The organism is Micromonospora sp. NRRL B-16802, from assembly GCF_001279555.1.
GTDB lineage: Bacteria > Actinomycetota > Actinomycetes > Mycobacteriales > Micromonosporaceae > Micromonospora > Micromonospora profundi.
Window position 1 is genome coordinate 34,274 of the sequence record NZ_LGEB01000052.1, and the last position, 12,810, is coordinate 47,083.

Consider the following 12,810-nt stretch of genomic DNA (forward strand, 5'->3'; position numbering starts at 1 on the left):
GGCGGCGCGTCGGGACTCTCGGCGGTGCTGGCGGTCCTTCGGCGGCGCTGCCGGGAAGGCGTTGACCGACACCGATCACCACTCCTACTATCTGCACTGTGGATGCAGAATCACGAAGGCTCGTCGGTCGGGTCGCCATCGTCACCGGCGCCAGTCGGGGGATCGGCCTGGCCATCGCGCGGCGGCTGGTGGCCGAGGGCGCGCGGGTGGGTCTCACGGCCCGCCACCCCGAGGCGCTGGACGAGGCCGTCACCGCCCTCGGCGGTCCCGCGTACGCGGTCGCCGTTGCCGGCCGGGCCGACGACGCCGCGCACCAGGCCGACGCGGTACGCCAGGTCAGTGCGGCATTCGGGCCTGTCGACCTCCTGGTCAACAACACAGGCATCAACCCGGTGCACGGCCCGCTCGTCGATCTGGACCTGGCGGCGGCCCGCAAGATCCTCGACGTCAACCTGGTGGCCGCGCTGGGCTGGGTGCAGGCGGTCTGCGCCGCCGGCATGACCGAGCGCGGCGGCTGCGTGGTCAACGTGTCGTCGATCGCCGGTCTCGCACCGGCACCCGGCATCGCCTTCTACGGGGTGAGCAAGGCCGCGCTCAACCACCTCACCGCGAGCCTCGCCGTGGAGTTGGGGCCGACGGTCCGGGTCAACGCCGTCGCACCCGGCGTGGTCAAGACCCGCTTCGCCGCCGCCCTCTATGAGGGCCGGGAGGAGGAGGTCGCCGCGCGGTACCCGCTGGGCCGGCTCGGCGTCGCCGACGACGTGGCGGGCGCTGTCGCCTTCCTGGCCTCCGCCGACGCCGCCTGGATCACCGGGCAGACGATCGTCTGCGACGGTGGCGTCACGCTTGGCGGCCGGTCGGGATGACGCCGCCACTGGTCGCCCGAGGTCGCCTGATCATCGCCTGTCTAGACTCGGCGGTGCGTCGGGGGACGCCATGGCGGTGAGGGGGCGGGGGCGGATGAACAAGGTCGAGGCCCCGGGCCGCGTCGACGGGCGTACGGCCCGAGCCGAGCGCACCCGGGCAGCCATCGTCGAGGCGCACCTGGCGCTCATCGCCGAGGGTGACCTGCGGCCGACCGGCGAACGCATCGCCGAGCGGGCCGGCATCTCGCTGCGGACGCTCTGGACCAACTTCAAGGACATGGAGACGCTGTTCGAGGCGAGCGGCGCGGAGGTGCTGCGTCAGCAGGACGCCGCGTACCGGCCCATCTCGCCAGCGTTGCCCCTGGCCAAGCGCGTCGACGCATACTGCCGGCAGCGCGCCCGGCTGCTCCAGCTCATCGCGCCGTCGGCGCGGGCCGCGCAGATGCGCGAGCCGGTCTCCGAGCAGCTGCACCTCAACCGCCTCAAGCACATCGACCGGGTACGCGACGAGGTCGAACAGCTCTTCGCCACCGAGTTGGCGCGGGCCGGGCGAGGGCGCGAGCAGTTGCTCAACGCGCTGGTCGCGGCGAGCATGTGGCAGGCGTGGTCGATGCTGCGGTACGGCCTCGGGCTGGGCGTGGACCAGGCCCGGGGGGTCATGACCCGGACGGTCGGCGCGCTGTTGGCGGAGGTGGCGGCCGACTGATCCCGGCCTGTCCTCTTTCCTTCCGCTTATCGATGAGTGACACTGTGACGCATGGTTACTGCATCACGAGTGCAAATAACTGTGCTGCGCGGCCGGGATGACCAGTGCCGGGCCGTCCGGAGCCTTCTCGACGGCGTGACCGACGGCGGTGGGGCGCTGCTGCTGCACGGCGAGCCGGGGTCGGGGCGCACGGCTCTGCTCACCTACGCCCACCGGTACGCCGAGAACTGTGTCGTCCTGGCCGGGGCCGGGCTGCCCGCCGAGGCGACGCTGCCGTACGCCGGGCTGCAACGCCTGCTCGACCCGGTGCGCGACCGGACAGCCGACCTGCCGGAGCCGCAGCGGCACCTGCTGCGTCGCGCGCTGGACGGGGAGGGCTGCCCGCCCGACCGTCGGCTGGCCCTCTCGGTGGCCGTACTCGGGCTGCTCGGCGCCGCCGCCCGGGAACGCCCGCTGCTGGTCACGATGGACGACCTCGACAGGGGTGACGGGCAGACCGCGCAGGTGCTGGCGTTCGTGGCCCGCCGTCTGCGCCACCTGCCGATGGCCGTGCTGCTCACCGCCGACGTCACCGCCACTGTCGACGGGGTCGCGACGTGCCGGCTCGGGCCGCTGAGTGAGCGGGACAGCGTTGCGGTCCTGGCCGACCGGCTGCCCGAACCACCTGCCGAGCCGGTGGCGGCCACCCTCGCCGTGATCGGCGGCGGCAACCCGCAGGCGCTCGTGGACCTCGCCGACGCGCTGAGCCCGGGGCAATGGCGGGGGGAGGAACTGCTGCCCGCCACGCCACCGGCCGACGGCGCGCTGGGCCGCGCCTACCGGGCCCGCCTCGACCGCCTGCCGCCGGACACCCGCCGGATGCTGCTGCTCGCCGCGCTCGACGAGCCGAACGAGCCCGCGACACTGGCCCGCGCGGCCGACGCCGCCGGTGTGGTCGTCGAGGCGCTCGCCCCGGCGGAGGTCGCCGGCCTGGTCCGGGTCGAGCCCGGGGGCGTCACGTTCCGGCAGCCGCTGGTCCGGGCGATGGTCGCGGCCAGCGCACCGCTCGCGCAGCGACGGCAGGCGCACCGGCTGCTCGCCGGGGTGCTCGACGCGGATGCGCAGCGGCTGCGCCGGGCCATGCACCTCGCCGCCGCGACGGCGGGCACCGACGCTGCCCTCGCCGACGAGTTGGAGCGCGCGGCGGTAGGCGTACCGACCGACTGGGCGATGGCCTCGACCGCGCTGTGTCGGGCAGCCGAACTCAGCGACCGCCCGCGCGACGCCGCCGGCCGGCTGCTGACCGCCGCCCGGTACGCGTGGACCGCCGGCCAGCCCACCGAGGCACGTCTGCTGCTCGACCGGCTCCGCGCCACCTGCGCCGACCCGGCCGTCGCCGGGCACGCGGACCTGCTGCGCGGTGAGCTGGAGTTGCGCTGCGACGCCGCCTCGGGCGCGGCGTCCACGCTGCTGGCCGCCGCCGGGACTGTCGCGACCACCGACCGCGCGCTTGCCGTGCAGGCGTTGGCGCGGGCCGGCGAGGCAGTGTGCTTCGCCGGTGACCAGTACCGGTACGCGGAGGTCGGCCGCCGGGCCGCGGAATTACGGCGCCCGCACGACCCACCGGCTGTCGAGTTGACGAGTTCGCTCGTCGCCGGTGTGGCGGCCACGCTGCGGGGCGACCATGAGCGGGCAGGTCCTGCGCTGCGCCGAGCTGTCGTGCTCGGTGGCCGGTTGAACGGGTCGGAGCTGACCCCGACCGCGCTCGCCTGCGCGGCGGCGGCCGGACTGGTGGTGGCGGTGGACGGCGCGGCGCACCGGCTCGCCGAGCGTGCCGTCGGGTTGGCCCGCGAGCGGGGCGAACTGTCAATGCTGTCCCGGGCGTTGGAGCTGCGGGCGGTCGCCGAGTACTGGCTGGGTCGGCACGAGGCGGCGGCGGAGACGTCCCGCGACGGACTGCGGGTTGCCCGTGCCACAGGCCAGGTCAACTGTGCCAACGTCCACCTGGGCATGCTCGCCGTGCTGGCCGCCGTACGAGCGGACCGGGAGACCAGCCTGCGGCGGATCCGGGAGATCGGGGAGGCTCCGACACCGGGCAGCCGGCCGCACGCGCTCGCCGGGTGGGCGCGGGCAGTCCTCGACCTGGCCGACGGCAGGCATGCCGAGGCGGCGACCAGGCTGGCGTCGCTGGCCCGACTCGGCACCGGGCGAGGTCAGGTGCTCGTCCAGGTGATGGCAACCCCGTACCTGGTGGAGGCCGCCGCCCACCTGGCGCACCGGCCGGCGGCGACGGCCGCGCTCGCTGTCTTCGACAGATGGGCAAGCAGCACCGCCAGCCCGCTGCGGCGGGCACTGTCGGCCCGGTGTCACGCGCTGCTCGCGCCACGGGGGAGCGGCGAGGCGGAGCGCGAGTTCCGGACCGCGCTGCGACTGCACCCGACCGAAGCCGGCACGTTCGAGCGTGCGCGCACCGAGTTGCTCTTCGGACAGGAGTTGCGACGCAGCCGTCGTCCGCGCGACGCCCGGGAGTACCTGCACCAGGCCCGGGAGACGTTCACGCTGCTCGGGGCGAGCCGTTGGGCCGAGCAGGCGACTGCGGAGCTGCGGGCCGCCGGAGAGTCGGTCGGCCCACCGGACCTGCCGGCCGCGCGGCTGCTGACCGGCCAGCAACTGCGGATCGCCCAACTGGTCGCCGAGGGGGCCACCAACCGGGAGATCGCGGCCCGGATGTTCCTGTCCACCCGCACTGTCGACCACCACCTGCGCAACGTGTTCCACCGGCTGGGCATCCGATCGCGTACCGAACTGGTCCGTGCGTTCGCCACCGACCGGCACGTCGGTCTGGCCTCCGACAGGTGAGCGAGGTCGGTCGCCGTCCGCTCTGGACGACGTAAACTATCACCGCTAGTTTATTCGCCATGGAGCTGACCCTCACCGCCGAGCAGGCAGCCGTCCGCCAGCTCGCCGCCGAGTTCGCCGACCGGGAACTGCTGCCGTACGCCGCCGAATGGGACCGGCGCGAGTCGGTCGACCCTGCCATCGTCGGCAAACTCGGCGAGCTGGGCTTCCTGGGGCTGACAATCGCCGAACACGACGGCGGCTCCGGCGGCGACCACCTCGCGTACTGCCTGGTCCTGGAGGAACTCGGCCGGGGCGACTCGGCGGTGCGCGGCATCGTCTCGGTCTCGCTCGGCCTCGTCGCCAAGTCCATCGCCGCCCACGGCTCGGCCGCGCAGCGGGCCGAGTGGCTGCCCCGGCTCTGCTCCGGCGACGCCCTCGGCTGCTTCGCGTTGACCGAACCGGACAGCGGCTCGGACGCCGCAGCGCTGCGCACGCGCGCCGTCCGCGACGGCGACGACTGGCTGCTCACCGGCACCAAGATGTTCATCACCAACGGCACCACCGCCGACGTCGCACTGGTCTTCGCCCGCACCGGCGGCCCCGGGCACCGCGGCATCACCGCCTTCCTGGTGCCCACCGACAGCCCCGGCCTGACCCGCCGGGAGATCCACGGCAAGCTCGGCCTGCGCGGGCAGGCCACCGGCGAGCTGGGCCTCGACGAGGTACGCGTCCCCGACGCGGCCCGCCTCGGCGACGAGGGCAGCGGCTTCCGCCTGGCCCTCGGCACGCTTGCCAAAGGCCGGATGTCGGTTGCCGCCGGCTGCGTCGGCATCGCCCAGGGCTGCCTCGACGCGGCGGTCGGCTACGCCGGGCAGCGGACCCAGTTCGGTAAGCCGATCGCCGCCCACCAACTCGTCCAGCAGTTGCTCGCGGCCATCGCCGTCGACACCGCCGCCGCGCGGCTGCTGGTCTGGCAGGTGGCCGACCTGATCGACCGCGGCCAGCCGTTCGCCACCGAGGCGTCGATGGCCAAGCTCTTCGCCAGCGAGGCCGCTGTCCGCGCGGCAAACAACGCGGTCCAGGTCTTCGGTGGGTACGGCTACATCGACGAGTACCCGGTCGGCAAGTACCTGCGCGACGCCCGCGTCGCCACCCTCTACGAGGGCACCAGCCAGATCCAGCAGCTCCTGATCGGACGCGCGCTCACCGGCGTCAACGCCTTCTGACAGCTAAGGACATCCGGATGCGAGTCTTCACCTCCCTCGACGACCTGACCGCCGCGGTCGGCGAGAGCATCGGCCCCGGGCCCTGGCGGCAGGTCGAGCAGAGCCGGGTGGACCTCTTCGCCGAGGCCACCGACGATCACCAGTGGATCCACGTCGACCCGGTACGGGCGGCGTCGGGGCCGTTCGGGGGCACCGTCGCGCACGGCTACCTGACCCTGTCGCTGCTGCCGGCGCTGGCCGGGCAGCTCTACCGGGTCGAGGGGATCGCGATGGGTGTCAACTACGGGCTGAACCGGGTGCGCTTCCCTGCGCCGCTGCGCGTCGGTACGGCCGTGCGGGCCACCGCCACCATCGCCGAGGTGTCCCAGGTGAGTGGCGGTGTGCAACTGGTGATGGCGGTCGCCGTGGAGGCCGAGGGGGGCGCCAAGCCGGTCTGCGTCGCCGAGACGATCAGCCGCCTCTACCCCCGTACGGATCGCTGACCCTCGCGCCGCCGTTCGGGTGTCAGTGGCGCGGGCGGCAGGACGAACGGATGACCAGCTCGGTGGGGAGCCTGATGTGGGTGTCGCGTTCGACGCCGGCGATCAGGTCGATGAGCAGGCGCAACGCCTCGGCGCCCATCCGCTGCAGCGGTTGCATGATGGTCGTCAGCGGCGGGTTGACCAGCGCCGACTCCGGTACGTTGTCGAAGCCGATCACCGACAGGTCGTCGGGCACCGAGAGGCCCATGTCGCGGGCTACGTCCATCGTGGATATCGCGGAGAGGTCGTTACCCGCGAAGATCGCGCTCGGCCGGTCGGTGAGGGCGAGAAGCTCCGCGGCCGTGCCGGCGGCGCTCTCGATCCGGAACCCGCCGACGCGGACGAGCCGCTCGTCCACCGGCACGCCGGCGTCGGCCATCGCACTGCGGAAGCCTGCCTCGCGCAGCTGCGCCGACTTCAGGTCGGCTCGTCCACTGATGTGCCCGATCCGCCGGTGCCCGAGGGACAGCAGGTAGTTGGTGGCCAGCACCGCGCCGGCGAAGTTGTCCGAATCGACGGTGGGCAGGTCGGACGGCCCGGTGTGCGGGTCGACGGCTACGACGTGGAAGCTGTGTTTGGTCTCGACAACGGTCGGCGTGACGATCACGGCCCCGTCGATGAGAGTGCCCGAGAGGCGGGCGAGCGAGCGCCGCTCCCACCCCACGGCGGCGCCCTCGCCGTCGCCGCTGGAGTAGGCCAGCAGCTGGTATCCGCTGCCCGCGACCTCCTGGGACGCCCCCTTGAGCAGCTCGGTCGAGAACGGCTCGAACTCGGCGACCAGGATGCCGAGCACGTTTGTGCGGTGGCTGCGCAGGCTCTGCGCCCCCAGGCTCGCCTCGTAGCCAAGCTCGTGGATGACCTGCTGGACGCGCTCCACGGTTGCCTGGGCCACGCCGTATCGTCCATTGACAACCTTCGATACGGTGGCAACCGAGACGCCGGCAGTGCGTGCGACATCTGACATCTTGACGCGCTGCTGAAACACCACGCCGATGATGATAGGGCCGTCGGCGGCGACCCGTCGCGAGTGAATCGAAAACGTTATCGATACCGATTGACATCAAGTTACGTGACTGTAAAACTTCGCCGCAGGCCGAGTACCGCGACTGACTAGTCGAGGAGACATCGATGGCAACGAAGCGCCGCGCAGGTGCCGTTCTGGCAGTACTAATGACAAGTGTTCTCGTAGTCGCCGGGTGCAGCGGCGGCGGCGAAGAGGCAGCCCCTCAGAGCGAGCTGTACAAGGACCCGGTGACCCTGACCTGGTGGCACAACGCCTCACAGGACGGGCCCGGCAAGACCTACTGGGAGAAGGTCGCCAAGGACTTCTCCGCGCTCCACCCGACCGTCAAGATCGAGATCGAGGCGATCGAGACGAACCAACTCCAGCGCACCCGGCTCCCCGCCGCGCTGCTGAGCAGCGACCCGCCGGACATCTTCCAGGCCTGGGGTGGCGGCGAGATGGTCGAGCAGGTGGAGGCCGACTACCTCAAGGACATCACCGACCAGGTCAAGACCGAGGTGGGCAACATCGGTAGCGCCGCCGAGATCTGGCAGGTCAAGGGCAAGCAGTACGGCCTGCCGTTCCGGATGGGCATCGAAGGCGTCTGGTACAACAAGGACATGTTCGCTCAGGCGGGCATCGCGGCGCCGCCGACCACCTTCGCAGAGCTCAACGAGGCGGTCACCAAGCTCAAGGCGATCAACGTCGTCCCGATCGCGGTGGGCGCCGGTGACAAGTGGCCGGCCGCGCACTGGTGGTACAACATGGCGCTGCGTGCCTGCTCGGTCGACACGCTCAAGAAGGCGTCCACCGACAAGGTCTTCGACGACCCGTGCTTCGTCAAGGCCGGCCAGGACCTGAAGGCGTTCATCGACACCAAGCCGTTCCAGCCCAACTTCATCGCCACGCCGGGCCAGAACGACCCGACCAGCGCCAACGGCATGCTCGCCAACGGCAAGGCCGCGATGGAGCTCATGGGTGACTGGAACCGCGGCACGCTCGACACCGTCGCCACGGACAAGGCGAAGCTCGCCTCGTTCCTCGGCTGGTTCCCGGTGCCGGCGATCGAAGGTTCCCCGGGTGACCCGAAGGCGGCCCTCGGTGGTGGCGACGGCTTCTCCTGCGCCAAGAACGCCCCCGCCGAGTGCGTCGAGTTCCTCAAGTACATCGTGAGCCCCGAGGTGCAGAAGGGCTACGCCGAGACCGGCACCGGCCTGCCTGTGGTCAAGGGCGCGGCCGACGGTGTGACGGACCCCGCGCTCAAGTCCATCCTGGAGGCCACGGCCAACGCGAGCTACGTCCAGCTCTGGCTGGACACGGCCTACGGCAGCACCGTCGGCACCGCGATGAACGACGCGGTCGTCGCCATCTTCGCGGGTAACGGGACTCCTGAGAAGGTCGTCTCGGCGATGAAGGCGGCCGCAAGCAAGTGACCTCCGCCAACCAGATCCGTACGTCCGCCGGCGACGCTTCCGCGTCGCCGGCGGGCCCCCACCGCGCGGGGCGTCCATCCGCCCGCCAAGCCGACACACGCCGCAAGTGGTACGAGATCATCGGGCTCACCGCGCCGGCCATCGCCGTCTACGTGATGTTCGTGCTGGTGCCGATGGGCTTCGCGGTCTACTACAGCCTCTACCGGTGGCGTGGCGTCGGGCCCCCCACCGAGTTCGTCGGCCTGCGGAACTACACCCTCGCCTTCCAGGACCCGATCTTCCTGGACGCGTTGCGCAACAACGCCATCATCGTGTTCGGGTCGCTGCTGATCCAGGGCCCGATCGCCCTGGCCATCGCCCTGCTGCTCAACCGCCGATTCCGTGGGCGCTCCGTGTTCCGCCTGCTGGTGTTCGTGCCGTACGTGCTCGCCGAGGTCACCGTCGGCATCATGTGGAAGCTGCTCCTGACCGGCGGCGGCACGGTCGACGCGATGCTGGAGTCACTGGGACTGGGCAGTCTGGTGCAGCCCTGGCTCGCGGACCTGGACCTGGTCATCTGGACGCTGCTGGCCATCCTCACCTGGAAGTACGTCGGCTTCGCCATCATCCTGCTACTCGCCGGGCTGTCCAACGTGCCCGACGAGCTGACCGAGGCGGCGGCCATCGACGGCGCGAGCTGGTGGCAGATTCAACGGCACGTCACGATTCCGCTGCTCGGCCCGACGATCCGGATCTGGATGTTCCTGTCCATGATCGGCTCACTGCAGATCTTCGACATGATCTGGGTGACCTCGGTGCCCGCGGTGCGGTCGCTCGGCGCGTCGGCCACCATGGCGACCTACATGGTGGACAACGGGTTCTTCGCCCGCTTGTGGGGCTACGGCAACGCTGTGGCTGTCATCCTGTTCGCCATCTCCTTCGTGGCGGCACTGCTGTTCCAGCGGTTCCTGCTCCGCCGCGACATCGAGGGCGCCATCACCGGAAAGGTGAAGTGACGATGGCTGTGAACTCCGTTCCCTCCCCGTCCGCCGGGCGCCGTCAGGTGTCCTGGGGCACGCCGCTCACCTACGCGATCGCGCTCGCGATCGCGGCCGTGTCGATCGCCCCGGTCGTCTACGTGGTCATCGGCGGCTTCCGCACCACCCCGCAGATCGTCGCGAACCCGGCCGGCCTGCCCGACCCGTTCGTCTGGGACAACTACGCCAGGGTGCTGACCCAGAGCAACTTCTGGCAGCAGGCGTTCAACAGCGCGGTCATCGCCCTCGGCACCACACTCGCCGTCGTCGTGCTCGGGCTGGCCGCCGCGTTCGTGCTCGCCCGCTACAGCTTCCGTGGGCGCGAGGGGCTCTACACCTTCTTCACACTCGGCCTGCTGTTTCCGGCCGGCGCGGCGATCCTGCCGCTCTACCTCATGCTGCGGGACCTGAATCTGACCAACTCCTACTACGCGGTCATCCTCCCGCAGGTGGCCTTCTCCCTGCCCCTGACGATCGTCATCCTGCGGCCCTTCCTGGCGGCGATCCCGAAGGAGTTGGAGGACGCCGCCGCCATCGACGGTGCGAGCCGGCTCGGGTTCCTCTGGCGCATCGCGATGCCGCTGTCGCGGCCCGCGCTCGTCACGGTCGGCGTCCTGGCGTTCGTGGCGAGTTGGAACGCGTTCCTGCTGCCGTTGCTCGTCCTCAGCGACGTCAGCCTGCACACCCTGCCGCTGGGGGTGCAGAACTTCTCCAGCCAGTACACCACCGACACGGCGGGCGTCCTCGCCTTCACCTCGCTGGCGATGCTTCCGGCGCTGCTCTTCTTTACGCTCGCGGAGAAGCAGATCGTCGGTGGCCTTCAGGGTGCGGTCAAGGGCTGAGCGGCAGCGGTACGAGCACAACCAGAGGAAGGCACAGCATGACTGAGGTCCACGCACTGGTGGACGGGCCGGCGCCGGCTCAAACAGGTCCGGACCACGGTCGACCGAATGGGCACGACGGCGGGGCACGCGTACGCGATCTCCTCGGCCGGATGACGATCGAGGAGAAGATCGCTCAGATCGTCGGCTTCTGGGAGAAGGAGGACGGCGAGGCCGTCGCGCCGTTGCAGGGGGAGTTCGGCGAGGACGTGAAGCTCGGGGACTTCTCCCGGCACGGGCTCGGTCACCTCACCCGCGCCTACGGCACCCGCCCGGTGGACGCGGCGGCACGCGCGTCCTGGCTGTGGAAGTTCCAGCGGGAGCTTGTCACGGGGACCCGGCTCGGCATCCCGGCGATCGTCCACGAGGAGTGCCTCACCGGGCTGTCGGCGTGGAAGGCGGCCACCTTCCCCACGCCGCTGGCCTGGGGCGCCGCGTTCGACCCCGAACTGGTCACCGAGATGGCCGCGGCGATCGGCGCCTCGATGCGGACCCTGGGTATCCACCAGGGGCTCTCTCCGGTGCTCGACGTCATCCGTGACCCCCGCTGGGGTCGGGTGGACGAGTGCATAGCCGAAGACCCGTACCTGGTCGGCACCATCGGCACGTCGTACGTGCGCGGGCTGCAGTCGCAGGGGGTGCACGCCACCCTCAAGCACTTCGCCGGCTACTCCGCGTCGCAGTCGGGGCGCAACTTCGGCCCGGTGCACATGGGCCGCCGGGAGTTGGCCGACGTGCTGCTCGTCCCGTTCGAGATGGCGATCCTCGACGGTGACGCCCGCAGTGTCATGCACTCGTACGCCGAGATCGACGGGGTACCCGTCGCTGCCGATCCGACGATGCTGACCGGCATCCTGCGCGACACGTGGGGCTTCGACGGCACGGTGGTGGCCGACTACTACGGGGTCGCGTTCCTGAACCTGTTGCACCACGTGGCGGGCGACCACGCCGAGGCGGCCGGCCAGGCGCTGACGGCAGGTGTCGACGTCGAACTGCCTACCGGCGACGCCTATCTGACCCTGCGGGAGTCGGTGCGGGCGGGCCGGATCGACGAGGCGCTCCTCGACCGCGCGGTGCTGCGGGTGCTGCGCCAGAAGCAGGACCTGGGTCTGCTCGACGCCACGTTCGACGACGAGCCGCCCTCGGCGATCGACCTCGACTCGCCCGAGCACCGGGCGATCGCCCGCAGGCTCGCCGAGGAGTCGATCGTGCTGGTCACCAACCGGGACGCGCTGCCGCTGCCGGCGGGGCGACGGGTGGCAGTCATCGGCCCGAACGCCGACCGGCAGGGCGCCCTCTTCGGGTGCTACTCCTTCCTCAACCACGTCCTCGTCCAGCATCCCGGCGTGGAGACCGGCATCGAGGTGCCCACCGTGCTCGACGCCGTACGGGCCGAGTTCGGCGACGATCTCGTCACCTGGGCACGCGGCTGTGACGTGGACACCGACGACAGGTCCGGCTTCGACGAGGCTGTCGCCACGGCCGCCGCCGCCGATGTCGCGGTCCTGGTCGTCGGCGACCACGCCGGCCTCTTCGGGCGCGGCACGGTCGGGGAGGGCTGCGACAGGGACGACCTGGAGCTGCCCGGCGTCCAGCGCGACCTGGTCGAGGCGCTGCAGGCAACCGGCACGCCGGTTGTCCTCGTGCTGCTCACCGGCCGGCCGTACGCCCTCGGCTGGGCGCTCGCGGGCTGTGCGGCGGTGGTGCAGGCGTTCTTCCCGGGCGAGGAGGGCGCCGGCGCTATCGCGGGGGTGCTCTCCGGGCGGGTCAACCCGTCGGGCCGGCTGCCGGTCACCCTGCCCGGGTCGGCCGGCGCGCAGCCGTACTCCTACCTGCACCCCACCCTCGGTGCGGGCAACGAGGTGACGAACCTGCCGGCGACGCCCGTGGCGCCGTTCGGCCACGGCCTGTCGTACACGACCTTCGCGTACACCGACCTCACCGTGCCCGCCACGGTGCCCACCGACGGGGCGGTGGCCGTGACGGTGCGGGTGACGAACACCGGCGCGGTCGCCGGCGACGACGTGGTCCAGCTCTACGGTCGCGACCTGGTCGCCTCGGTGACCCGGCCGGTGGCGCAGCTGCTCGGCTACCGGCGGGTCCACCTCGCACCGGGCCAGTCCGTCACGGTCGAGCTGACGGTCCCCACCACCCGCCTGGCGTTCTCCGATCGCAGTTTCACCCGCGTCGTGGAGCCCGGCGACATCGAAGTCTGGGTCGGTACCAGCGCGCAGCGTGCCACCGAGGCGGTGACCACGCTTGTCGGTGACACCGTCGCGGTCACCAACGCATCCCCCCGCTGGAGCACCGCCGACATCCGCTGAGGCCGGTCCGCCGA

Annotated in this window: 10 protein-coding genes; 9 read left to right on the forward strand and 1 reads right to left on the reverse strand. The window is 71.5% G+C overall.

Features of this window, described 5'->3' with window-relative positions; all coding sequences use genetic code 11:
* Positions 1–98 precede the first annotated feature (98 nt).
* The 5 genes from ADK66_RS10010 to ADK66_RS10030 all read left to right on the forward strand — a co-directional run bounded on the left by ADK66_RS10010 (position 99) and on the right by ADK66_RS10030 (position 6,100).
* Positions 99–866, forward strand: a complete 768-nt coding sequence (locus ADK66_RS10010; protein ID WP_053653744.1) for an SDR family oxidoreductase — start codon at positions 99–101, stop codon at positions 864–866.
* Positions 867–960: 94 nt separating this feature from the next.
* Positions 961–1,572, forward strand: a complete 612-nt coding sequence (locus tag ADK66_RS10015; protein WP_053653746.1) for a TetR/AcrR family transcriptional regulator — start codon at positions 961–963, stop codon at positions 1,570–1,572.
* Between the two features lie 51 nt (positions 1,573–1,623).
* Positions 1,624–4,410 (forward strand): AAA family ATPase, encoded by a 2,787-nt coding sequence (locus ADK66_RS10020; RefSeq protein ID WP_053653748.1) that lies wholly within the window; start codon positions 1,624–1,626, stop codon positions 4,408–4,410.
* 59 nt (positions 4,411–4,469) lie between these two features.
* The gene (locus tag ADK66_RS10025; protein WP_053653750.1) at positions 4,470–5,618 is read left to right on the forward strand and encodes an acyl-CoA dehydrogenase family protein; all 1,149 of its coding nucleotides are present in this window, start codon (positions 4,470–4,472) and stop codon (positions 5,616–5,618) included.
* Between the two features lie 17 nt (positions 5,619–5,635).
* Positions 5,636–6,100: a MaoC family dehydratase gene (locus tag ADK66_RS10030; protein WP_053653752.1), complete on the forward strand. Its 465-nt coding sequence runs from the start codon at positions 5,636–5,638 to the stop codon at positions 6,098–6,100.
* A 22-nt stretch (positions 6,101–6,122) separates the two neighbouring features.
* Here ADK66_RS10030 and ADK66_RS10035 read toward each other — a convergent pair whose 3' ends face one another.
* Positions 6,123–7,103 (reverse strand): LacI family DNA-binding transcriptional regulator, encoded by a 981-nt coding sequence (locus tag ADK66_RS10035; RefSeq protein WP_209274173.1) that lies wholly within the window; start codon positions 7,101–7,103, stop codon positions 6,123–6,125.
* A 287-nt stretch (positions 7,104–7,390) separates the two neighbouring features.
* On the opposite strand from ADK66_RS10035, the gene ADK66_RS10040 reads away from it, so the two are divergent.
* The 4 genes from ADK66_RS10040 (at position 7,391) to ADK66_RS10055 (ending at position 12,796) form a co-directional block, all read left to right on the forward strand.
* Entirely contained in the window at positions 7,391–8,575 is a 1,185-nt protein-coding gene (locus tag ADK66_RS10040; protein WP_231639989.1) for an extracellular solute-binding protein, read from the forward strand.
* Entirely contained in the window at positions 8,572–9,570 is a 999-nt protein-coding gene (locus tag ADK66_RS10045) for a carbohydrate ABC transporter permease (RefSeq protein WP_053653758.1), read from the forward strand. The genes ADK66_RS10040 and ADK66_RS10045 overlap by 4 nt, the downstream gene beginning before the upstream one ends.
* Complete coding sequence (locus ADK66_RS10050) at positions 9,567–10,433, forward strand: carbohydrate ABC transporter permease (protein ID WP_053653760.1); 867 nt, start codon at positions 9,567–9,569, stop codon at positions 10,431–10,433. The genes ADK66_RS10045 and ADK66_RS10050 overlap by 4 nt, the downstream gene beginning before the upstream one ends.
* 152 nt (positions 10,434–10,585) lie before the next feature.
* The gene (locus ADK66_RS10055) at positions 10,586–12,796 is read left to right on the forward strand and encodes a glycoside hydrolase family 3 N-terminal domain-containing protein (RefSeq protein ID WP_231639990.1); all 2,211 of its coding nucleotides are present in this window, start codon (positions 10,586–10,588) and stop codon (positions 12,794–12,796) included.
* The last annotated feature ends 14 nt before the right edge of the window (positions 12,797–12,810 follow it).

Excerpts from the sequence above, each read along its gene's own strand:
- ADK66_RS10015 (WP_053653746.1), top strand. The coding sequence starts at position 961 with ATGAACAAGGTCGAGGCCCCGGGCCGCGTCGACGGGCGTACGGCCCGA.
- ADK66_RS10020 (WP_053653748.1), top strand. The coding sequence starts at position 1,624 with ATGGTTACTGCATCACGAGTGCAAATAACTGTGCTGCGCGGCCGGGAT.
- ADK66_RS10025 (WP_053653750.1), top strand. The coding sequence starts at position 4,470 with ATGGAGCTGACCCTCACCGCCGAGCAGGCAGCCGTCCGCCAGCTCGCC.
- ADK66_RS10030 (WP_053653752.1), top strand. The coding sequence starts at position 5,636 with ATGCGAGTCTTCACCTCCCTCGACGACCTGACCGCCGCGGTCGGCGAG.
- ADK66_RS10035 (WP_209274173.1), bottom strand. The coding sequence starts at position 7,103 with ATGTCAGATGTCGCACGCACTGCCGGCGTCTCGGTTGCCACCGTATCG.
- ADK66_RS10055 (WP_231639990.1), top strand. The coding sequence starts at position 10,586 with ATGACGATCGAGGAGAAGATCGCTCAGATCGTCGGCTTCTGGGAGAAG.